Genomic DNA, 21,262 nt, shown 5'->3' with positions numbered 1-21,262 from the left:
CAATAATCTTCCGGGAGGTGCTTCATGATACTCGTGACCGGCGGTACTGGATTTGTCGGCAGACATCTTATCAAGCGACTGCGTCAGGAGAGTATTCCTGTTCGGGCGATCGTCAGGGACCCGGGCAAGGCCCAAGCGCTTAAAGACCTCGGGGTGGATATCGTCAAAGGCGATCTGTCGGATACTGCCTCGCTCGAAAAGGCGGCAATGGGAGTGGAGCGCGTTATTCATCTCGTGGGTATCATCCAGGAGGGACCGGGCGCGACCTTTCAGGGCGTGCACGTGGACGGCACGCATAATGTCATCGAAGCGGCGAAAAGGGCGGGTGTACGCCACTTCTTTTATCAGAGCGCGCTCGGCACGCGGCCCAACGCAAACAGCGAGTATCACAAGACCAAGTGGGCGGCGGAGGAACTTGTGCGCGCCGGCGGAATCCCCTACACCATCCTTCGCCCATCGCTCATCTATGGCCCCGGCGACCAGTTCACCCTCAGGCTGTCGGAGATGATCCGGCTTTCGCCCCTTCTGCCCGTCATTGGTTCCGGAAAATCAAAGATACAGCCGATCTTCATCGACGATGTCACGGCGTGCATACTGAAGGCCGTGACGAGTGATTGTTGCTTGAACGAGATATACGAGATCGGAGGGCCGGATCAGCTGTCCTACGAAGAAGTCACCGTTGCGATCGCCGACGCCATGGGTGTGAAGCGGCCTGCGCTGCACCTGCCGCTCTTCTTCATGAAGTCCATGGCGACAGTCTTCGAAGCCGTGCTGCCCAAGGCGCCGGTGACCACGGACCAGCTTATTATGCTGCAGGAAGACACCGTATGCAACATGCGCGACGTCCGCGATGCCTTCAGCATCGATCCCATCGGATTTCGCGAAGGGTTGAAAAAGTTCATTCGCCCCGCATAAAGCTCATAACATCAAATGCAGCCGCACGCAGAGAGCCCCTCAGCCTGAAGAACAACCAAAGGGATTGCCGATTAATGACAACATGAACTCTTTATTCTGCAAGAAGTACTTCCTGGGCTACCCATCTTTGACCTATAACAACAGAGGAAGATTTCAAACGGTAATTGAGGGAAGCGTCAGGTGAGAACGTGCGCCTTGGGTCGATCGTTCGGCGAAAAGAGCACGCTTACTTGCATCCAAAAAAAGTCATGCCCCCCGGTCCTGCTGGGGGGCATGTAAGTATGTTGCATATCAGATCGTCTTCACTATCTCATTCGAATAATCACTTTCCTGCCCTGAGATGTCCACGGTTGTCACGGTAAAATAGTAGGTCCCGGGTGAAAGATTCAATGTTGTAGTAATGGTAGTTGTCCCGGGATTTGCGACATTTACCACTTGTGTATACGTTTGGGATACTGTTCCATAATATACTTTATACAGGGACAGATCCGTCGCCGGATTCAAAGAGGACCCGTCTGTATTTGTCGTCGGCGCATCCCACGTCAAAGTTACCACACCACCGCCCGTTCCCGTAACCGTAAGCGTGGCAGTTCCTGCAATGCTCACCGATGTTGCCGTGATCGTTGTTGAACCGGCGGCTACTGACGTGGCCAAACCATTGGAACCGGCTGCGTTACTGATGGTTGCAAAAACCGCAGTTGATGAACTCCAGGTTACTGTTGTTGTAAGGTCCTGCGTCGTATTGTCCGAGAATGTCCCCATTGCGGTAAACTGTTGCGTTGTGCCGATTGCAATGCTCGAATCGGCCGGGGTTATCGCAATGGACACGAGTGTTGCCGAAGTCACCGTCACGTCGGTCGATCCCGATATGTCTCTCCATTTCCCCGTGATCTTTGCCCTGCCGCCATGCGTGGCGGTTATATGCCCTGCGCGATAAAACGAGCCCGAGTCTGAAGCGTACAATCCCGTGAAGCCTGCTTCATCACTGCCGGATGCAACATCTAAAGACGATGAAGTCCAGGTTACCGATGATGTCAGGTCTTGTGTCGTATTGTCCGAGTAGATGCCGGTGGCTGTGAACTGTTGACTGGTATTTACGGCCAGTGTCGGATTAGCAGGCGTTATCGAAATGGATTGGAGTTGCGCTCCGGAACTGCTTGTCGTTACATCAGAATTGCCGGCGCCTCCTCCGCATCCGACCAGACCGGCGATAAGTAATGATGTTAAAATAATGAAGCTTGATTTTTTGTTTAACATATTGTGTTTCTCCACTGCCTTGGGCAGAGCCTATCTCGTGTTAAGGTAATAATACGTTAACCTCGGGGTGGCGTCTGTGATTCCAAATACAGAATGCTTTGTGATTTCAGTCACATTGCATGCGTGTAGGTTCTCAGCGATTCAGGTCAAGAGCGGCGTCAGAATTGATCCTGTTTGGGTTTATGGTGCAAGGGGATGTCGGGGCTGAGAGGAATATTGTTTGGTTTAACGTGTTCTTATGGCGGTTCTTATCTCACAAAGTTATTGCGTATCCTCTGAAAATTATCTATACTACTGCCATTCAGCAAAACGTCGCCAAGGAATCAAATTCTCCTCAAAAAATAGAAACACTCTTTGATTTTTTTTAGGGATTCCAGCATGAACGGCTTACCAGGATAGAAAAGACTGTTAATCCGATTGTATTTTGTACTCCGGACAACAGACTTTTCCATCCTGCATCGTTTTCAATGGGGTTAATCCGGGCAACATAAGGGGGAACAGAGAGATGAGTATTGTCGATTGCATCGGGAACACGCCGCTCGCGCTGATGGACAAGATAAACCCGAACCCGAAGGTCCGGCTTTTTAGCAAGCTCGAAGGGAATAACCCCGGTGGATCAGTGAAGGACCGCATTGCCTGGTACATGGTCAAGTCCGCGGAAGCGGAAGGCAGGCTTACAAAAGGCTCGACCATCCTCGAGGCAACATCGGGCAACACCGGGATCGGGCTTGCCATGGTTGGCACGGCCAGGGGATACAAGGTCAAGCTTGTGATGCCCGAGTGCGTGAGCATGGAGCGGAGGAAAGTGCTTGAAGCCTTTGGTGCCGAGCTGGTCCTGAGCCCCGGCAACGAAGGCACTGACGGCGCGATCCGGCTGGCACACAAGCTCTACGACGAGCACCGGAACAACACCTTCATGCCGAACCAGTTCGACAACCCGGCGAACATCCAGGCCCATTACGAGACCACCGGCAGGGAGATCTATGAGCAGACCAAGGGAGAGGTGAGTGTGTTCGTCGCGGGCATGGGCACGACCGGCACGCTCATGGGCGCGGGCAAACGACTCAAGGAGTTCAACAGCTCGATCACGGTCCTCGGCGTGGAGCCCCATCTGGGCCACAAGATCCAGGGGCTCAAGAACATGACCGAGTCCATCGTCCCTAAGATCTTCAATCCAAAGGCGATGGACGAGAAGTTGAACGTGGTGGATGAAGATGCGTTCACGATGACGCGCAGGCTGGCGCTCGAGGAAGGTTTGTTCGTGGGTATGAGCAGCGGCGCCGCCATGTGGGCGGCTGTAAAGAAGGCAAAGGAGATGAAGGACGGCACGATCGTGGTGATCCTGCCGGACCGCGGGGACCGCTACCTCAGTACGGCTTTGTTCACCTCGGTCTGCGCGCAGTGCCCGCCGTAGAAGACTGACTGTTTCGATTCTTGAAGACTCTTCGGAAAAAACAGAGAAGGAAAACAACGAACAACAGCTTATTCTCCGTAACTACTCAGGACCCTAAAACCATGTACTCACACGAAGACACAAAGCACACGAAGAATAGCATTAAGATTAATTAGCTTTCTGGTTTTACCCCAAGTTTTAAAGCCGCTCTTAGTGTCTTCGTGGCTTTGTGTGAGACTGGCCTGAGCCGTTACTATTCCCCGATGATCTTCACCAGCACCCGTTTCTTCCGTCTTCCGTCAAACTCACCATAGAATATCTGTTCCCAGGGGCCGAAGTCGAGCTTGCCCTCTGTGATGGCGACCACTGCCTCGCGGCCCATCACCGACCTTTTGAGGTGCGCATCGGCGTTGTCCTCACCGGTGTTGTGCTGGTACTGGGAGACCGGTTCACGGGGCGCGAGCTTCTCGAGCCAAATATCGAAGTCATGAAACAGACCGCGTTCATCATCGTTGATGAAAACCGAAGCCGTGATATGCATGGCATTCACGAGGACCAGGCCTTCCTGAACGCCGCTCTCCCGCAGACAGTCCTCGACCTGGGGCGTGATATTGATGAACCCCCTGCGCGACGGGACGTTGAACCAGAGTTCTTTGCGGAAGGATTTCATGGTTGGATATTGCGATGTGATGGATGAAGACGAAAGTCTCATACAGCAAACAATTCAACTTGCCATCGCATGCTCAAAACGCCCTTGTGGAACAACGGCTACATAGATTATGATGCTGGGTCGGTCAGGGCGGCCGTTAATCTTTTCTATGACAACGTTTATCTCATTCTTATTACGCAGCCAGCGATGAACAGCTTCCAGCAAACCTCGTCCGATATATCCGATCTTCGTTCCGTTAATCAAGACTGCGATGGCCAAGGGGTCATATTGATTGGTTGGCTCAGGTTGCAGCGTCAGATTCGTACCAACGGTAAGTTGCATATTTATGCCATCATAATAACGAAAACCTGCAACTTCAGTAATCAACTCGCAGGGGTTGTCAACCTCATCGAACGGATGGACAATCGAAAACCAATCGCTCGGCAACCGAGCCCCGGAATAGCCAAGAAGAGCGAAATCCGAGATTCGAGCGGCGGGATGAATTCTCAGCGACTCAAGATACTTATCGAAATCAGAACGCTCGCGTGGAGGCAGACGCAACATAAAGGTTTCTATAACGCCATCCTTATATAAACGGTCGAACTTCGGAAACGCGGGATACCCTACAAAACCAATTTGCACTGCCTTCTTGAAATCCTCGGTCTGCGTGAGATAACGCAATTCAACATCGTGATTGGTTCGGAGTAACTCCGCAACGATGCGACGAGTCCTGTCCCCGCCTTCCGGGCCCTGCCAAACCAGGTAAAGCCTTCGCGGTTCAACTATGTGAGTAATGAGGTTCATTGTGTCTTGCCTATAATATCTTTCAAGTACTGCTGCCTGAAGCCGATCAGTTTGATTATAAACGCTGCGCGGGATTCGGTAAGTTGCGATGGCACATTGAACTTGGTCAAACCATCTATGAAATACTTTAGCTCATTGAGGTCAAAAAGTAAAGATTTAAGCATGATTTCTTTCTTTTCCGGAAATTTTGTTATCAGCCGTACCAACATTTCAGCGTGACTCAGCCGGGCCGGATCGCGAACATCCCACTTCATATGGTGGGTGCCCTTTGTCACATAATGCAAGAGATACGTTGGATCATTGAACTTTGAAAAATTTTTCTCAACTATCTCGCCGCCCATTGAGGTGCCGTTATCGAAAGCTGGCGAAAAAGAAGCACATACTGTTTTATCTCCTGCGCCTTTCCAAAGAATACCCCAGTTATCCTGATGCCGGTCGGTATTGCCGATCAAAGCATCGAAGGTGAATACTTTGCACCAGTATTCGACCCAGTCTTCAGCTAGATGCCCACCATCCACCAGCGCTTTGGTAAAAGATGACACAGCCCTGAAATTATGCTGCGTTCCCTTCACCCTGTCATAACTGGGAACAAGCCGAACCATATACTCACCGCCGTCGATATACCGGACCTGGTGTTCTCCCGGATAACCGTAAAACCATTCTATAAGAGCGCCGCTTCGTTGGCTTCTGCTGTCATAGGCGACAAATGCCGGCGGCACTGGGACGTCCATCAGACATCCGATAAAATATGAAATGATTTCTATCCAGAACTGCTCCGGATATCGTTGACTGGAATGCTTGAAGAGATACCGATGGTCGGGAATGATAAAAGAAAGGACACTGCCTTGCGGTGAGAATACAGCGTTTTTTGCCCGCGCCCCCTTGGGATAGGGATCGAATTCGCTATCCGGTTGCCACATGCTTATATCGATAACTTCAGAGGGTTTCTGCTTTATTATTTTCATAATTCATCGCGGCGATGCGTTAATTTCAGCTGTGCAATTTCAACATCAACGAGTTGTATGCTGCTCATTAAAGCCAAGACCTTTAAAAATCGTGCTCAACCTCTGTTTTTCCCGCGAACGTATCGGTGAAACCTGCCTCAATGTTCAACCACTCCGGTCCAACGGTTGCGGCCCACCCAAAAAGGACACTGAGGGCAGGATTGTCCTTCTGGATAATCTATGCCTGACTCATGCGGACAGCCGATGATCCGGTCCGTCATGGCCACCGATTTCGCATTGTTCTCTTTGATGAATTGAAGAACCTCTTCGGCAACCCCGGGTTTTTTCCTGATATCGCCATCAGAGAACCACTTCTGCAACTGATCGGCGTCCGCTCCTTCGCGAGGAACGATCCCGACCACAAGTTTCGTGGCCATCTTATCCGTCGGACCGTACAGTGCGATTGTGGCTACCGGATAGCCTTTGAATCCATTCTTCGCTTTTTTCGCAAGTGTCTTTGCCGATGAATTTTTCAACATAGGGCGCTCCGTTCTCATTGTCAGTTATTTATCCTGAGCTGTCGAAACCACGCTGATCCGGACCTTTTTGTCATCGATCTGCTCAAGAAAGGCATTTACAATTACCGCGTTTGCAGCCGGAAACATTCGCACCTTTTCTTTTATAAGGGTCCGCATGTTCTGAAGGTAGGCATCCGTATCGTCAATGCCGGGATTTTCCCTTTCATATTCTTCCGCTAAATGCCGAAGTGCGCTTTCGCGGGCATGCTCGGGAAGCACGGCGATATTCCAGGCAGTGCAAGCGCTATTGAGATAGTTTTGGCGTTCTTCGTTCGTCTCTCCCATGCTGATATAGTCCGCCGCGAATTGCTCGATCATCTTCGAGACTTTGATTGCCGATGAATCGCTGGCCTCGCTTCGTTTGATCTTTTTCACACCCAACTCCTCATTCCGCGCCGCGGATGCAACCGATATTCCCAATCCTCATCCAAAATCATTCTCGCTCAGAATTCGTAACCCCTCGCCAACCAGTAGCGCTAGTCTCCGATAGCCTCTTTGGTTTCCTTACTCACTTTCAGGCCTTCCAACTGCGAGAGCGGCACGCAGAATTTCCGTTTCTCCCATCGGATCGTCACGAACATTTCCCGTTCGCATTCATCCTCCGGCGCCATGCCGACGACTTCCACCACCTCGCCGGTCTTTATTGGGGAAATGGATCTGGCTGCAATACATTTGGCGGCAAAGGGAAACTCCAGGCGGTCCTGAAGATAGTAATACCATCCCATGGCGCGCTCGGCTTCGCCATAGCAGTCAACGATGATATCTTCGTCAATGCGCTCCTCACGGGATTTGTCTGTTTTGGTTTTTGCCATGATTAATGTTGTCGTGTCTCACCCAAGTTCAATATTAGAGGCCGGACTCCATGAAGTACTCAGCTTTTACTTAAAACTATTCGCTTGAAATCACTTGCTTTAAAATCCCCCCTATCTTCAATTAATTCGGGTGGTATCCACGTAACAAAATATGATTTTTCATATTGCTGCTGCCATTTTCCTTTCGAGTCCTTTGGCGATATCAACCATTGATTTGAAACAATATGACATTGTTTTCTGGCTCTCGTTAATGCGACAATAAATTGAGATATCTCCAAGTCTTCAATGCAATCAGCATTTTTTGGTATTGATCCGTTATTTGCTCCTATGATGAAGACATGTCCTGCTGACAATCCCTTACAGCCTACAAATGAGGTAAGCAAAATTGACGGTTTAATTATGTCAACTTCTGGCAATGTCTCTTCCTCGGATTTATTAAAGTAATTGATCAGGCTATCAAAGTTCTGACCAACAACACTCCGCAACGTCTTTTTCGCAGCAGGGGAAAGTGGTTCTTTGTTCTTAATCTCTCGGATTATTCCGATAGCTTTCAAATGGGTAGCAATATAATCCGGATCAAGCAAGTCAACCATCGCTGAACCTTTCAACGAGGCAGCTAAAATCTCTTTTTGTTCCTGGCGGTCGAGATCAATTTCCATAAGAATCCGCCAGCCGAGGTTTGATTTTTCGTTGGTCAACAGTTGTTTATAGGCTTCGATGAGTCCATACTCGACTTCTATGCTTGGAGAATATAATAATGTAGGATATTTAATCCGTAGTTTTTTTTCTACTTCTCTAAGATATTGTCTTTGCCCAACAATCAGAACAGTAGGATACTCTTTCCCTTTCTTGTGAGATTCAGCAATATCATCCGCGTCAATTTTGGCGATTTCATTTTCAATATATTTTGGAATAACTTTGGAAGTAGAACAGCGTGAAACAATAACCTTGGGGTACTTGATGCTATCTTTCTCTTTGGCCTCAATGTAACATTCATAACGTTTATTAATTCTTCCTTGCAAATGCCCCAGTACGTGCGCACGCTTGATAACCGCGTTTGTGGTGTTAACAATGACTTCCGGGCAACGACTGCAAAAAGGAAGTTCGAAAACTGTAAATTCTCCTGATTTGTACAAATCCCGCAAGTGCACGGGTGAAGCAGAACGGCCATCATATACAGCTTGATCATCATCACCAACAATAAGGATCGGTCCCTTCTTCCTTAATTCCTCGATGAACGCCACCTCCAACAGATTGAAATCCTGGAACTCGTCTATAACTATCTGAGTGAAAGATGGCAGAATGGCATGATTTTTTTGAAGAAGTTTATAAAGCCTGTAGACAGAATCGTCAAAACCAACTACTTCGTAATAGTCGCCACGTCTAAGATAAAAATCTACCTCGGTACTTTTTTCATCAAGGGTCCGAAATTTAGTGTCAAAATTATTTAATCCCTCTTCAAGTATCTCAGAGTCTTTTTCAATTATCTTAGTTAAATACGGTATTAATTCAACACTTCCATTTCGTTCATGCAAAATCTTCTTGCAATAAGCATGGAATGTTTTAATTTCAGCGCAATCACATAGTTCTGCCCCCATGTCCCCAACAAGTCTCCGAATGAAGGTCATTGCGAGATTGTTGCCACCAACTTTTTTCTTAAGGAGTTGCCCAAATGTAAACGTTTTACCGGTTCCTGCGCCAGCCACAATCAGTTTTTTCGGGGCTGAAGACTTCAGGATATCATCAAGACACTGTTGCCGTTCATTTCTTTGGCGTTTTATTATTTCGGTCTTATCCATAGACGATTGTTGTTATTATTACATCTAATTTAACACAGGGTTTAGTTTGTAGGTCGGGTAGAGTGGGGCGAAACCCGACATCATTCGTCTCATCGACTTCAATGCTATGTTCGATTCATGACACAGTATCCACCGCAGCCCTCAGAGTCTCGACCGAACCAACATTGCCCTTTTCGCGGCAATCTCAGCATTCCATGCTTTCTCGTCAAGATCATCGACCATAGTTGCAATTGTGTTGGGTTTCGCGTTGCTCTACTCGACCTGCCAACTCCCATCTCAGCGCCACCGGCAGGGCGATGGCCGGTTGCTCGACCAGGGCGTCTTCGGTGTAGCCGGTGGGTGGGGTCATAAATTTTCTCCATTACCCATACTACTTTTCCTCCCACAAATCGCTTAGCGACACAAACATACTGCTCGGCATATTGCGTTCCGGTTGGTCAATGAAGTGATATGAAACAAACCTTAAGTCCCCTTTGTCAACTCGACTGTAGAAATAGCACGCGTTATTTGCCGATTGAGGCGATGGCCCAATTTGCATCAGAGGAAGGAGCTGTAACGCCCGAGTTGAATCTTTCCTTGATAGGTAAAGGAGCTCAACATCCAAACAAGTCGACATAGTTCTAGATTCTTTTAGAAACCCGCTGTTACTGCCTATCAGAACTGCCACTTCGTTCTCAAAGACACCATTCCGCATCACACAATGAAGCGACTGAATCAAATTTGTCTCAATCCATGTGTCTGCCATCACCTCGCGGAGTTTCTGGACTTTGGCAAGGAGCTGTTCATTGCGGAGTTTTGCCTCTTCTTGTCCGATAACTCCGCCGTGACCACTCCAGTCATTGCGCATCTTATTCGTATCCGAAAGAATGCTTGTGAGTTCTATGCGGCTAAGCGTCGTGGAAAGTGCGTTTGACGAATCAGAAAAGATTTCCGCACAGGTCGATCTATCGTCGTCGCTGCCTGACAGAAGTTGCCGTGTCTGTTTACCGAAATACTCCACTGAAAACTTCCAAGTCCCAAAAGTAGCCCGCCGGAAGCTCACGTTCTGCTTCTGCATTGACTCTTTAAACTTCAGTTTATGTTGTTCAAAAAGTGCTTTATTCGATTTGAATGCGCTCATCAGGATAATGCTGATGAACTCGGCTGTTGCTTCAAAGAAATGCAAAAGATGTTCATACTTCGTCTTAAAATCTTTGCTTGGCGTAGCCTGCCATGCACGGAGAATCGAGGCAAGTGGGAATGGCAACGTCTCAAACCATTGATCGAGACCTGCGACAGCATACAGCTTGGGGCTTTCTGACAGCCTATCTGAGAAAACGGAAAGGCGTTTATCGACCTGTTTGACAGACTGTGGGTTAGCCCAAAGCTCACGCTGAAATTGCCCAAGTTCGTTTTGTAGTCCAATGAGCGTATTTTGTTCGGCGGCGATGCGAGCCTCAACTTCCAGCATAGTTTTCTGAGTCTGAAGGTCCGGCAAAAAAACGCGAAGTTCTTTCAAGGTCTGTTTGTTCATCTTAGGGATGACTACTCCGGACCTGCTAAGATTTCGGATTTCTTTGCCGAATTCTGAGTTTAAAAATCGGGCCACAAAACGAGCATCAGAAAGTGCAGGGTCGATTGACACCTGTGCATAGTTCTGTGGCTTCAATGTAAGTCCATCAAGCGAAGCCACGACGTCGCTGATCCCGATCAGGGGAATGAATATGGCGTTTTCGTGTTTAGGAAATTGGAAATCTCCACTGAATCGGCCTAGGTTGATTACTGTTGCCAATTCCTCCAAGGGAATAGCCGACGCGCCAAACAGTCGTTCGGCTTGATCAAATCGTTCTTGCACCCGGATTAAATCCAGGCCTCTAAACGAAAGAGGGTCTACAAATCTTCCAAGTTCCAGGGAACCTCCTTCCTCACCTTTTGCAAGATTGGAAAGCACTTGGCGGTTCATGTTTGAATCACTCGAAAGTTGTGCGACGAACATCTTCGTGACGGGGTGCTTCCGGACAATCACCAAGTAGGACGGAATATTTGTATGAGGTGTAAAAGTCCCTGAGGGCAGAGCCAGCGCTGCATCTAATCCGAGACCAAGTGCGTTGAACTGTTGAAATACCGAGCGCGGCGAAATAAAGAACGATGGTGTTACAACAAACAAACCGATGCCTTCTGCGCTTAATCGCATTGATGCTGATATCAATATCTGGTTTCCAAGATCATCCCCTAACACGATGTCGTTACCACCCATATCCCTAACGGTCAGGGGATGAGATGCCTTTGCCCCCCATGGGAGAAGGCTTGCCACCAGGTCGATCTCATTAACTTGAGAAGAGAGCAATTGAATGGGTGACCCCACCTGCCACTCAGCATTTCCAACCAAGACCTTCCCCAGCGCGGCATGGGACGTGTTTTGTTCGAAGGCGAGAGCAATCTTCGCTTGGGTGACCTCTTGCATCACGCCAATCAACAATCCAATACCCGCCCATGGATCACAAATGGTGTTAACAGTGCGTCCCTGACCGAGGGTAGAAAACACTGCGGTCAACCAATCGGGAGCCGGGAAAAAATCAGCATGGCGTCCAAAGCTACCCGTTATGAAAACACCAAAAGCCGTGAGTTCACTGGGTGAGAAGTGAATCGCTTCTTTTTGTAGCACGGCAGCTATTTCTTCAGCATTACGAAAACCCTGCCCACGAATCCTGTCAAACTTTTCCCATGTTTCTGTGTTCATGTTACACGCCTCCTCTATTGCATATATGATGGAGGGCATCCCGGGTTCGCTACTTAACCCTTTTCATTCCACTTCACTTTGACCGCCCTTTTACACCGGCCCGCCGGACAATATCAACCTTCTCAATTCATCCAGATGTTTCTCGACGAATTCCAATGTGCCGGTTGCCTCATCGTCGGTCACAAGCCCCATCCCGAAGTGACTCGCAATATAACAGAATGCAAACGCCATCTGCGGGTCCGCCATGGCATCCGGCGCGGTATCCAGCGTTGCAATATAGCTGCTCAAAGCGGCTTCCGTTACTTTCTTGATATTCTTATTCGATCGTTCAAGACCCCTGAACTTGATACATACGGCGGCCCCAGGTGTAGCAGATCCTTTTTCGTCAGCACCGCTCCGGCTGCGGGACCGAACGGGATCGCCTCTTCCGCGTCGAGATACGCGGCGGCGATTTCTTTCAGCCAAGCCTTCGACTCGGACGGAAGCGGTTTAATTTCTTTTCTCATTCGCCCCTTTTCATTCTAAGTATGTCATTCCGGCTCGGCTGGAATCCCTCCTCAAAATTTTCCACGCAAATCCGTTAGCGAGATTTCCGACAAGCGGGAATGACGGTGTTAAAGACGCAAATCCGTAAGACAATGGACCGCAAGTCAATATCATCCTTCTTGCCGCTCCGTATCTTTCGACTTTTGTTACACAAACTTCACCGCCTTCACCGCCTTCAGTCCGACCGACCCCCGGGTCATCACGCCGAACGGCTTCAGGTCGATCACCTTTTCCTTGCCCTTGTCGTCGATCACCTTCACCTGTTCACCCTTTCGCACGGGTCTGAAGAGCGCAACCTCTCCCTTCTTTACGTTCACGAGCTTCACGCCCTTGCCCGCGCCGGTGAGCACGGGGACCTCTTTGGCCGCGACAACAACAGCCTTGCCTTCCGTGGTGAGGAACAGGACATTCGGCAAATCGAGGATCTCCACCCCCAGGATGCTATCGCCCGGCTTCACACCGGCAAACTTCTTTCCCGCCCGCGTGGTCACGGCGATAAACGGTGAAAGGTCAAAGGCAAAACCGACACCATGGGTGGAAACGGTCATGGCCGTTACCTCGCGGGGGGCCAGGACAAGTTCCGTCTGCTTGTCCTTCTCTTCCCCGGTCGGTGCGCCCGCAAATACCGACGTCAGGTTCATCGCAATAATCGGCCGTTCGCCGTCGCCGAATTTGAATAAATGCTGGACCGGTTCACCGAACCCGGAGCCGGTCGGCAGGTCAAAGGCCTTCACGACGTAGACCTTTCCCGCTGACGAGAATACGGCCATGTTGTCCCGGGTGTTCGCGGGCAGCAGCGAGAGGAGTTCGTCCCCTTCCTTGAACCGCAGGTTCTCGCCCACGGTCTTTACGCGCCTGATCCAGCCCATTTTGGTCAGGATCACGGTCACGTCCTCATGGACCTGGAAGTCTTCCTGGGAGAACTCCACATCCTCGGCGGCCTTCATCACGGATTTGCGCTTGTCGCCGTAATTGTTCTTGATCTCGAGAAGCTCGGTCCGGATCAGTCCCCAGATCTTTTTCTGGCTTGCAAGGATGGCCTCGATATCCTTCTTCAACTTCGTCTTCTCTTCCTTCTCCTTCAGGATGCGCTCGATCTCGAGGCCGACCAGCTTGTAGAGCTGCATATCGAGGATCGCCTTCACCTGCTCGTCATCGAGTTTGAAATGCTTCTTGAGCTTCCCGGCCGCGTCCTCGCGCGACTTCGCCTTGCGGATGATCTTGATCGCCGTATCGAGGTCGTCGTAGAGTACCTCGAAAGCGTGCAGGATGTGGAGCCGGGCCTTGAGCAGCCGCAGGTCATGATTAAGCCGCTTCGTGGTGATGTCGTGCCGGAAATCGAGGAAGTACCGCATGATCGCCTTGAGCGACAACCGCTCCGGCTCCATGTTCGGCTTGAGCGCTGTGAAGTTGATCGGAAAGGTCGTCTCGAGGTCCGTGTGCTTGAAAAGATAAGCGGTGACAAGCTCGACGCTCGTTTCCGCCTTGAGTTCGAGTACCACGCGCACCTCATGGGTGGACTCGTCGCGCACGGACGAGACCTGCGGCAGCTTCCGCTCTTCCATGAGTCCAATGAGCTTCTCGAGCAGCTTCGCCTTGTTCACCTGATACGGGATCGTCGTGAAGACAATTGCCTGCCTGCCGCGCGGGAGATCCTCTACCGAATACTCGCCGCGGATCCTGATGCCGCCGCTGCCGGCCTCATAGATCTCCCGCAACTCTTTTTTGGAGTTCAGGATCTGGCCGCTTGTGGGGAAGTCCGGGCCCTTGATGTACTTGAGCAGGTCTTTCACTTCAATGGTGGAATTGTCGATCAATGCCGCAAGGCCGTCGATCACCTCGCCGATATTGTGCGGAGGAAACGAGCAGCTCATGCCCACGGCAATGCCCGACGTGCCGTTCACAAGGAGTTGAGGGAACCGCGCGGGCAGGACCACCGGCTCCTTGAGCGAGTTGTCATAGTTCGGACGGAAACCAACCGTGTCCTTGTCGATCTCGAAGAGCAGTTCTTCCGCGATCTTTGCAAGCCTCGCCTCAGTATATCGCATGGCCGCGGCCGGGTCTCCGTCAAGGCTCCCAAAATTGCCAGACCCGTCGACGAGAGGGTAGCGGAGCGAGAAATCCTGGGCCATCCTGACCATGGCATCGTAGGCCGCCTGATCGCCGTGAGGATGAAACTTTCCGAGGACTTCGCCGACCACCGCCGCGCTCTTTCTGTACCTGGCGGTGGGGCCAAGTCCCATTTCCCACATGGCAAAGAGGATCCTGCGGTGCACGGGCTTCAGACCATCGCGCACATCGGGAAGCGATCGGGACACGATGGTCGAGAGCGCATAGGTGAGAAACCGGCTCTCGACCTCGGAATGGAGCGCGGTGTTCAAAATTGAATTCTCTGTTATCGGCATAAAACCCCCCTTCGGTATCGCGGTTTGCTGAATGGAATCCATCTGTTGATATCCGCGATCCGCTTTAGGCAGTTATCTTATCACAAACAATGGGTATTTTTAAAGGATGTTTTTTGTGTACAAAGTGGTGTATACTATAGTCATGTTCAACCTGATGACCAAACAGGCTGAGACTTTCAGCCGCGACACCTTTCGGTGCGGCAACTGCAACCAGGATTTTGAGGCCAGGATCATAACCTGGGTGGACGTCTCAAAAACACCTCAGGCTAAACAGGCGCTGCTGAAATGGGAGTTCAATCTCCTCCAGTGCACCCACTGCGGCTTCCGCAACTTCTCCGGCTCTCCCTTTTTCTATGAAGACTTCGAAGAGGGGCTTTTGGTCGCTGTGTTCCCCGGCATCCCGGATAAACGGGGAGAAATCGAGAAATCGATACGCGCGAAATACGGCTATTACCCGGTGCTCGAATTTTTTTATGATATGACCCAGCTCTGGATGTTGATCTATTTTCAGGAGCACTACCATTCAAACAGGAATCTGCGCACGCTTTCCCGCATCGGCAGGGGTGAAGAACGCCTGCGAAAGATACTGCGCTTCCTCAAAGAGGACCACCTGATGATCAGCATCCGCGAGAAGCTCACTGAATCCTTCTTTAACGATGCCGCAAACGACGAACTCGTGGAGGTTCTGGGTCAGGCCGTCTACTCGCTGGAAGGGATGCTTCCCTGGCCGATGGACAGGCGGTGCTTGTGCGGAGCTGATCTTGAGGATGAGTTCAAGTGCTGCGGCAAACAGGTTAACCTTTCCGAGCATGAACAACTGCTTTCGCGACACTACTCCATCTACTGCCCGGTCTGCAAAGAGTCTCTCTCCGGAGCCTCGTGCGCGCAGTGCGGCAGGGTCTACACCTGGAAGCTCGGTACGGTCGGAACGTACAAGAATGACGATGTCCCATCCATACACAAGAACGCCCTTGCTGAACCAAAACCGCGGGCGCACCTCTAAGACGTGCCGGCGTCCCCGCCCCCTCCTCAGAAAAACCCTATAAACGCAAAAAGGCGGTGATTGCTCACCGCCTTTTTCCTTGTCCGGTCCGACGAGAGAAGGGCACCCCCGCCGGTACGGAACCCCTGCGATAATTCGGTAACCGTAACATCAAAATCACCGCTTGCCGCCGGGTGCTTAAGTCTGATATACGGACTCAGCTGCCACATGCTGCAAAAACCGCGATCAGTACTGCGGTCAGGAGCATCTCCTGCAAGCGCATGCCGTGATGTATGTGATGGGGCAGGGCATACCCCTCTTCAACGAGAACCTCGCCGAGCTTTTTCCGGGAACTGGTCTGCTTGCGGAGGGCATCATCAAGCTGCCCGCGCGAGATGGTGCCTGCAGATACCAGTATTTCTCCGAGCCTGAGCGGGCCGGGCGCAGGTGTTGCGATACTTTGCCTCTGTTGATAATCAAGCACGCCGTTCAGCTCTCTCTTTGTAAGCAGGCCTTGGCGCACCAGAACCTCGCCAAGCTTCTCGCCGCTTCTCTTCTGCTCAATAATGGCCTGCTCAAGCTGTTCGCTGGTGATGTGTCCGGCCTGGACGAGCAGGTCTCCCAGCATCCGGCGAACGCCGGCGGCGATCTTTACAGCATCCTCAACGCGGTCGAGGTGGTCCTGTACTGAAAGGGCCACCGTGATGTCCACCGGATCAAGGATATTCATCCTGACCAGCACCTGACCTAAAAGTTCGTTGGTCTTCTTTTGTTCTTCCAACGCTGCTTCGATGTTTTGCAGCGGCAGAAATCCACCGTCGATCAGGATCTGTCCTATGAAGCGCTTATTTTGATTTTGTTTCAACATGGTTGGCTCCTTTGCGCTCTCTACTGCCGCGCTTTGCTTCTTGTTCGAAGATTCCGACAGAGGACCCATCGCAGAGAAAGACGCTCTATCCATCTGCCCCATTCCTGCCCCAGATCGCGTGATCGAAATGGACGACCACGCCTGTGCAGATATCAAAGGGAGAAACTCTAATTTTTTATCGTGGAATAAACCAGCAAGCACAACCAAGCTATAGTTGGCTCCGGTAATTCTCCACAATTTGATAAATATCCAACCTGCCTTATTATAAGTAAAACAATAATAAATGTCAATACCTTTTTTAACGGTTATGCCGGTTTGGGTCCCACCCTTAGTCAGCACAATAACTTGATATTATTACGTTTTTTCTCACCCACGGAATTCCCGTTAATAAGATACAGGCATTCCTTTGACGTAATACCATGCTTGGTTATCATTGCAAACCAATATGAGCTTGGAATGAACAATCAGCTTTACCCCCTCAGATGGCAATCAACGAAATGGCTGTTGCCGAGATCGGTTGTTTTCGGAACGATCTTGTCGCAGGGCTCAAATCGGTAGATGCAGCGGGTGTGGAAGCGGCATCCGAGCGGGACCTGTGTGGGGCTCGGGATATCTCCCTTGAGCAGGATGTGCTTCTTTTTCACCGTGGGATCGGCAATGGGAATGTCGGCAAGGAGCGCTTCGGTGTAAGGATGGGAAGAGTTTTTGTAGATCTCTTCAGCAGGCGCGATCTCGACGATCTTGCCGAGATACATGACGGCCACGCGGTCCGAGAAATGGCGCACGATATTGAGGTCGTGAGCGATGAACAGGAACGAAAGGTTTAACTCGGCGCGCAGGTCCTCAAGCAGATTGATGATCTGCGCCTGGACCGACACATCAAGCGCCGAGACCGGCTCGTCCGCCACGATGAACGATGGTCCGCTCGCGAGGGCGCGTGCTATGCCGATGCGCTGGCGCTGACCGCCTGAGAATTCGTGCGGATAGCATCTCAGGGCATCCGCGGGCAACCCTACTTTTTCGAGCAGGCCGGCGCCCCGCTCTTCGAGATCATTGTCCTTCGCGAGTCCGTGGATCACGAGCGGCTCGGTGATGATCTCCAAAATGCGCATACGGGGATTGAGCGAAGCAAACGGGTCCTGGAAAATGATCTGCATCTTCTTCCGCAGTTCCCGGAGTGCCTGCTTGTTGAGTGAGGCGAGGTCCCTCCCCTCGAATGAGACGCTTCCGGACGTCGGCTGGAGCAGCCTGAGCGCAAGCCTGCCGAGCGTGGATTTGCCGCATCCGCTCTCGCCCACAAGGCCTAGGGCCTCGCCGCGAGCTACCGAGAGCGTAACGCCATCAACGGCTGTCGCCCGCAGGGTCTTGCCCAGCCCGGACTTGATTGGAAAAGTTTTATAAAGATCGTTTATTGCAAGAAGCTCACGAGTCATATATTCTTCGCTTTTCGTTTGTACTCCGCATTCCGCACTCCGAACTCCCATTCGCCTCACCTGGCCTCCCAGCACCTCACCAGATGTCCTTGCTGCACTTCAACAAGTTCCGGCTCCACCACGCACTGCGCGGTCTTTATTTCACAGCGCGGGGAGAACGTGCAGCCCTTTGGCAGATCCGTGAGCCGCGGTACCGTCCCGGGGATCGTCTTCAACCTTGTCTTCCCCGCCTGAACGGGCCTGGGGATCGAGGCCATAAGGCCGCGCGTGTAGGGATGCTGGGGGTTCGCAAAAAGCTCGCGGGTATTGGTCTGTTCAACAATCCTGCCGGCATACATCACCGCCACTTCGTGGGCGCGTTCCGCGATCAATCCGAGATCATGGGTAACAAGGATCATGGCCATGCCCATCTCGGCCTGGATTGTGCCGAGAAGTTCAAGGATATGCGCCTGGATGGTGACATCGAGCGCCGTGGTCGGTTCGTCGGCGAGGATGAGCGACGGCTTGCACGCGATCGCCATGGCGATCATCACGCGCTGGCGCATGCCGCCCGAAAGCTGATGCGGGTACTCTTTCACACGCTTCTCCGGCGAGGGAATGCCCACGGACCGTAAAAGCTCCACTGCGGCGTCCATGGCCTGCTGCTTTGAAACATCCTGATGCGCGGTAAGGACTTCGGCAATCTGGTTGCCCACGGTAAAGACGGGATTCAGCGCGGTCATGGGCTCCTGGAAGATCATGGAGATTTTTGCCCCGCGAATGGTCCTCATCTCATCGGCGGAGAGGGCAAGCAGGTCCTGGCCTTCGAAGAAGATCTTTCCAGAAACGATCTTGCCGGGATAGGGAACAAGGTTGAGGATGGAGAGCGCGGTCACGGTCTTGCCGCAGCCGGATTCGCCGACAAGACCGAGCACGCGGCCTTTCTGCAGCCTGAGGCTCAGGTTGTGGATCGCCTTGATCACGCCCGCGCGGGTAAAAAAATGCGTGGTCAGGCCCTGTATATCGAGAAGGTCCAAAGGCAAGGCTCCGTCAGGGATTTTGCGGTTTGACGAAATTCAGATACGTCCTCACGGCGGAGTTGTTGGGATCGAACACGAGCGCTTCCTGCCACTCCTCCTCGGCAAGGCCGAAAAAACCCTGCGAGTAATAGGCGATGCCGAGGTGCAGCCGCGCCGGGATGTATCGGGGATTGCTCGCCTTGGCGCGGTTAAATTCCTTGATAGCCTCGTCGAATTGCCCCTTGTCGCGAAGGGCGATGCCGAGCTGGGTGATGATATCGGCAAAGTTCGGCGAGAGACGCAGGGCCTTTTGATATTCGTCGATCGCATCATCCAGAAGCCGCAGATCATAGTACATGTTCCCGATTCGCAAATGCTCGGAAGCGAGTTTGCCTTTGATATAGGGGTCTATTCTGGAGGCGGCGGAGGTCTTATCCGGAGTCACGTCGGCAAAGTGGGAGGCACGCTCAAATACCTGGCGGGCCTTCTCATACATGCCGAGGTCACTGTAGGTAATGGCCAGATTGAGCGACGCCTCGGTGTAGCCTGCGTTCAGGTCCAGCGCTTTTTCAAAAGCCTGCGCCGCGAGTTCGAGCCGGTTGGTCTGGTTGTAAATGATGCCCAGTTTATTCTGAATGTCCGCGAACCGGGGGTTGATGGTCAGGATCTCCTGAAAAATGCGCCCTGCTTTTTCATAATCCTTTGCGTCGTATAACTCATTTCCCTGTTTGTACAGTTCATCAAGCTTTGTCTGCATATTCACCCCGTCACCATAAGACAAGATAGTTGGCGCAATCTTTCTCGTATAAAAAACTTATCACACCTCGATACGATATGTCAATGAAAAACCAAGATATGACCATCGGTGTTGTGTGAAATAAATTCAAGGGAACTCCGGTACATCACAAATGTCATGGTTCATCGTTCAAATAAACATCGCGAGAATAAACGCTGTCAAAAATAATTTTATACCGTCTTTGTGAGCAGAGCGAAGTTCTCTTGCAGATAAACGAATCAACGTGAACTTTGGGGACATTCTCTAGACCTCAAAGGTTCAAGGTTTCCTACGCCTAAAGAACAATACTGTTTGGAACAGTACTTACCATAAATACTTTAACGGGTCCTGGGGAATGCCGTTCTTTCGTATCTCGAAGTGAAGATGGGGGCCGGTCGTGCGTCCGGTCTGCCCTGCCATCGCGATGATCTGGCCTTTCTTCACGGTCTTGCCTGTTGCCGCCAGGATCTGCGAGCAGTGTCCGTAGAGCGTGGTGTACGAGTCCTTGTGCGATAGAATAACGAATTTGCCGATGTACTCGCCTTCGCCGGTCTGGAGCACCGTGCCCGCGGCCGAGGCTGCGATGCGAGTCCCCTCTCCCGCCGCCAAATCGACACCGGTGTGTTTACCAAGAAATCCGCCCACCGGGTGCGTGCGCGTACCCATGCCCGAGGTGATCCTGCCGGGCAGCGGGGAACTGAACATGCCTCGCAGGCTGAAGTGCCGTCTCATCTCTTCGCTCAGATAAACCGGTTTCACCTCAGGGACAAACAGCTCCAGGCCAGGCACGAGAATGTGCTTCGGTCCCAGGTTGTTCACGGCGGCGATGGTTTCCGGAGCAACGGTGTAGAGCGCCGAAATCGTGTTCACGGTCTCCTGTCCCGCGGTCAGGTGGACCACTCCTTTTCGGTTCGGCACGCGGATCGTCTGGCCCAGTGCCGCGTGCAGTTTTTCGAGACCGGGGTTCGCACCCACAATGGTATCGATGTCCACACCGTATTCTTTCGCAACTTTCCAGAAATTTTCCTTCGGTTGGATCCTGTGCTCCGCAAGCGTGATGCCTGCTGCATTCCATCCCGCCTCGACCTGCCCTTGTGTCACCACCCTCGAAAGAATGACCCGGCGGTGGATCTCCCCGCCGACGAGAACGATGACAACAATGACGAGAAGACCCGCGGCAAGGGTCTTGAGCCATACTCCCGGGAAGAATATTTTTTGTAGAAACTGCTTCATGAATGTCCTTATCGCTTCATTATGCTGTTAGGCGCTTACACCTATAACATCGACAAAAGATTGTCGATGTTTGGGTTTTTTATGTTTTCATTGAGTTGTAGGGCAACCCTTCAGGGTTGCGGCTTTTCGGTATCAGCAAGGCTGAAGCCTTG

General features: G+C 51.5%; 20 protein-coding genes. 3 read left to right on the top strand and 17 right to left on the bottom strand.

Annotated elements, in window-relative coordinates; translation table 11 throughout:
* Positions 1 to 24 precede the first annotated feature (24 nt).
* The gene (locus M0R70_14330) at positions 25 to 915 is read left to right on the top strand and encodes a complex I NDUFA9 subunit family protein (protein ID MCK9420545.1); all 891 of its coding nucleotides are present in this window, start codon (positions 25 to 27) and stop codon (positions 913 to 915) included.
* Positions 916 to 1,206: 291 nt separating this feature from the next.
* Here M0R70_14330 and M0R70_14325 read toward each other — a convergent pair whose 3' ends face one another.
* On the bottom strand, positions 1,207 to 2,172 hold the full coding sequence (locus tag M0R70_14325) for an Ig-like domain-containing protein (protein ID MCK9420544.1): 966 nt from the start codon (positions 2,170 to 2,172) through the stop codon (positions 1,207 to 1,209).
* A 505-nt stretch (positions 2,173 to 2,677) separates the two neighbouring features.
* Between M0R70_14325 and M0R70_14320 the strand changes: the two genes are divergently transcribed.
* The gene (locus M0R70_14320) at positions 2,678 to 3,586 is read left to right on the top strand and encodes a cysteine synthase family protein (protein ID MCK9420543.1); all 909 of its coding nucleotides are present in this window, start codon (positions 2,678 to 2,680) and stop codon (positions 3,584 to 3,586) included.
* A 232-nt stretch (positions 3,587 to 3,818) separates the two neighbouring features.
* Here the strand turns inward: M0R70_14320 and M0R70_14315 are convergent, their stop codons facing one another.
* The 11 genes from M0R70_14315 to M0R70_14265 all read right to left on the bottom strand — a co-directional run bounded on the left by M0R70_14315 (position 3,819) and on the right by M0R70_14265 (position 14,821).
* Positions 3,819 to 4,235: a secondary thiamine-phosphate synthase enzyme YjbQ gene (locus M0R70_14315; GenBank protein MCK9420542.1), complete on the bottom strand. Its 417-nt coding sequence runs from the start codon at positions 4,233 to 4,235 to the stop codon at positions 3,819 to 3,821.
* Between the two features lie 54 nt (positions 4,236 to 4,289).
* Entirely contained in the window at positions 4,290 to 5,018 is a 729-nt protein-coding gene (locus M0R70_14310) for an HIRAN domain-containing protein (protein ID MCK9420541.1), read from the bottom strand.
* Positions 5,015 to 5,983, bottom strand: a complete 969-nt coding sequence (locus M0R70_14305) for a hypothetical protein (GenBank protein ID MCK9420540.1) — start codon at positions 5,981 to 5,983, stop codon at positions 5,015 to 5,017. Before M0R70_14305 ends, M0R70_14310 begins: the two co-directional genes overlap by 4 nt.
* Before the next feature lie 137 nt (positions 5,984 to 6,120).
* Positions 6,121 to 6,501 carry a hypothetical protein gene (locus M0R70_14300; protein MCK9420539.1) on the bottom strand — a complete coding sequence of 127 codons (381 nt, stop codon included), beginning with the start codon at positions 6,499 to 6,501 and terminating at the stop codon, positions 6,121 to 6,123.
* A gap of 24 nt (positions 6,502 to 6,525) precedes the next feature.
* Positions 6,526 to 6,915: a hypothetical protein gene (locus M0R70_14295; protein MCK9420538.1), complete on the bottom strand. Its 390-nt coding sequence runs from the start codon at positions 6,913 to 6,915 to the stop codon at positions 6,526 to 6,528.
* 101 nt (positions 6,916 to 7,016) lie between these two features.
* Entirely contained in the window at positions 7,017 to 7,352 is a 336-nt protein-coding gene (locus tag M0R70_14290) for a calcium-binding protein (protein ID MCK9420537.1), read from the bottom strand.
* Between the two features lie 59 nt (positions 7,353 to 7,411).
* Positions 7,412 to 9,151 carry an ATP-dependent helicase gene (locus M0R70_14285; protein ID MCK9420536.1) on the bottom strand — a complete coding sequence of 580 codons (1,740 nt, stop codon included), beginning with the start codon at positions 9,149 to 9,151 and terminating at the stop codon, positions 7,412 to 7,414.
* Between the two features lie 370 nt (positions 9,152 to 9,521).
* Positions 9,522 to 11,870 carry a hypothetical protein gene (locus M0R70_14280; GenBank protein MCK9420535.1) on the bottom strand — a complete coding sequence of 783 codons (2,349 nt, stop codon included), beginning with the start codon at positions 11,868 to 11,870 and terminating at the stop codon, positions 9,522 to 9,524.
* 90 nt (positions 11,871 to 11,960) lie between these two features.
* Positions 11,961 to 12,158, bottom strand: a complete 198-nt coding sequence (locus M0R70_14275) for a hypothetical protein (GenBank protein ID MCK9420534.1) — start codon at positions 12,156 to 12,158, stop codon at positions 11,961 to 11,963.
* Positions 12,159 to 12,169: 11 nt separating this feature from the next.
* Positions 12,170 to 12,376: a hypothetical protein gene (locus tag M0R70_14270; protein ID MCK9420533.1), complete on the bottom strand. Its 207-nt coding sequence runs from the start codon at positions 12,374 to 12,376 to the stop codon at positions 12,170 to 12,172.
* Positions 12,377 to 12,562: 186 nt separating this feature from the next.
* On the bottom strand, positions 12,563 to 14,821 hold the full coding sequence (locus tag M0R70_14265) for a DNA topoisomerase IV subunit A (protein MCK9420532.1): 2,259 nt from the start codon (positions 14,819 to 14,821) through the stop codon (positions 12,563 to 12,565).
* 115 nt (positions 14,822 to 14,936) lie between these two features.
* Here M0R70_14265 and M0R70_14260 point away from each other — a divergent pair, with 115 nt between their 5' ends.
* On the top strand, positions 14,937 to 15,824 hold the full coding sequence (locus M0R70_14260) for a CpXC domain-containing protein (protein ID MCK9420531.1): 888 nt from the start codon (positions 14,937 to 14,939) through the stop codon (positions 15,822 to 15,824).
* Positions 15,825 to 16,020: 196 nt separating this feature from the next.
* Here M0R70_14260 and M0R70_14255 read toward each other — a convergent pair whose 3' ends face one another.
* The 5 genes from M0R70_14255 to M0R70_14235 all read right to left on the bottom strand — a co-directional run bounded on the left by M0R70_14255 (position 16,021) and on the right by M0R70_14235 (position 21,110).
* Entirely contained in the window at positions 16,021 to 16,671 is a 651-nt protein-coding gene (locus M0R70_14255; protein ID MCK9420530.1) for a hypothetical protein, read from the bottom strand.
* Between the two features lie 470 nt (positions 16,672 to 17,141).
* Entirely contained in the window at positions 17,142 to 18,104 is a 963-nt protein-coding gene (locus M0R70_14250; protein MCK9420529.1) for an ABC transporter ATP-binding protein, read from the bottom strand.
* Between the two features lie 56 nt (positions 18,105 to 18,160).
* A complete protein-coding gene (locus M0R70_14245; GenBank protein MCK9420528.1) occupies positions 18,161 to 19,126 on the bottom strand; it encodes an ABC transporter ATP-binding protein in 966 nt (321 codons plus the stop codon).
* A 7-nt stretch (positions 19,127 to 19,133) separates the two neighbouring features.
* The gene (locus M0R70_14240) at positions 19,134 to 19,859 is read right to left on the bottom strand and encodes a tetratricopeptide repeat protein (protein ID MCK9420527.1); all 726 of its coding nucleotides are present in this window, start codon (positions 19,857 to 19,859) and stop codon (positions 19,134 to 19,136) included.
* 342 nt (positions 19,860 to 20,201) lie between these two features.
* The gene (locus tag M0R70_14235) at positions 20,202 to 21,110 is read right to left on the bottom strand and encodes a M23 family metallopeptidase (GenBank protein MCK9420526.1); all 909 of its coding nucleotides are present in this window, start codon (positions 21,108 to 21,110) and stop codon (positions 20,202 to 20,204) included.
* Between the last annotated feature and the right edge of the window lie 152 nt (positions 21,111 to 21,262).

This window comes from Nitrospirota bacterium (genome assembly GCA_023229435.1).
GTDB lineage: Bacteria > Nitrospirota > UBA9217 > UBA9217 > UBA9217 > JALNZF01.
This window is presented reverse-complemented; position numbering and strand designations above follow the sequence as displayed.

What these genes read in the sequence shown, in the direction of transcription:
- M0R70_14255 (MCK9420530.1), bottom strand. Translation starts at nt 16,671, where the DNA reads ATGTTGAAACAAAATCAAAATAAGCGCTTCATAGGACAGATCCTGATC.
- M0R70_14325 (MCK9420544.1), bottom strand. Translation starts at nt 2,172, where the DNA reads ATGTTAAACAAAAAATCAAGCTTCATTATTTTAACATCATTACTTATC.
- M0R70_14320 (MCK9420543.1), top strand. Translation starts at nt 2,678, where the DNA reads ATGAGTATTGTCGATTGCATCGGGAACACGCCGCTCGCGCTGATGGAC.
- M0R70_14240 (MCK9420527.1), bottom strand. Translation starts at nt 19,859, where the DNA reads ATGCAGACAAAGCTTGATGAACTGTACAAACAGGGAAATGAGTTATAC.
- M0R70_14330 (MCK9420545.1), top strand. Translation starts at nt 25, where the DNA reads ATGATACTCGTGACCGGCGGTACTGGATTTGTCGGCAGACATCTTATC.
- M0R70_14280 (MCK9420535.1), bottom strand. Translation starts at nt 11,870, where the DNA reads ATGAACACAGAAACATGGGAAAAGTTTGACAGGATTCGTGGGCAGGGT.
- M0R70_14285 (MCK9420536.1), bottom strand. Translation starts at nt 9,151, where the DNA reads ATGGATAAGACCGAAATAATAAAACGCCAAAGAAATGAACGGCAACAG.
- M0R70_14250 (MCK9420529.1), bottom strand. Translation starts at nt 18,104, where the DNA reads ATGACTCGTGAGCTTCTTGCAATAAACGATCTTTATAAAACTTTTCCA.
- M0R70_14300 (MCK9420539.1), bottom strand. Translation starts at nt 6,501, where the DNA reads ATGTTGAAAAATTCATCGGCAAAGACACTTGCGAAAAAAGCGAAGAAT.
- M0R70_14235 (MCK9420526.1), bottom strand. Translation starts at nt 21,110, where the DNA reads ATGAAGCAGTTTCTACAAAAAATATTCTTCCCGGGAGTATGGCTCAAG.
- M0R70_14270 (MCK9420533.1), bottom strand. Translation starts at nt 12,376, where the DNA reads ATGAGAAAAGAAATTAAACCGCTTCCGTCCGAGTCGAAGGCTTGGCTG.
- M0R70_14305 (MCK9420540.1), bottom strand. Translation starts at nt 5,983, where the DNA reads ATGAAAATAATAAAGCAGAAACCCTCTGAAGTTATCGATATAAGCATG.
- M0R70_14265 (MCK9420532.1), bottom strand. Translation starts at nt 14,821, where the DNA reads ATGCCGATAACAGAGAATTCAATTTTGAACACCGCGCTCCATTCCGAG.
- M0R70_14315 (MCK9420542.1), bottom strand. Translation starts at nt 4,235, where the DNA reads ATGAAATCCTTCCGCAAAGAACTCTGGTTCAACGTCCCGTCGCGCAGG.
- M0R70_14290 (MCK9420537.1), bottom strand. Translation starts at nt 7,352, where the DNA reads ATGGCAAAAACCAAAACAGACAAATCCCGTGAGGAGCGCATTGACGAA.
- M0R70_14310 (MCK9420541.1), bottom strand. Translation starts at nt 5,018, where the DNA reads ATGAACCTCATTACTCACATAGTTGAACCGCGAAGGCTTTACCTGGTT.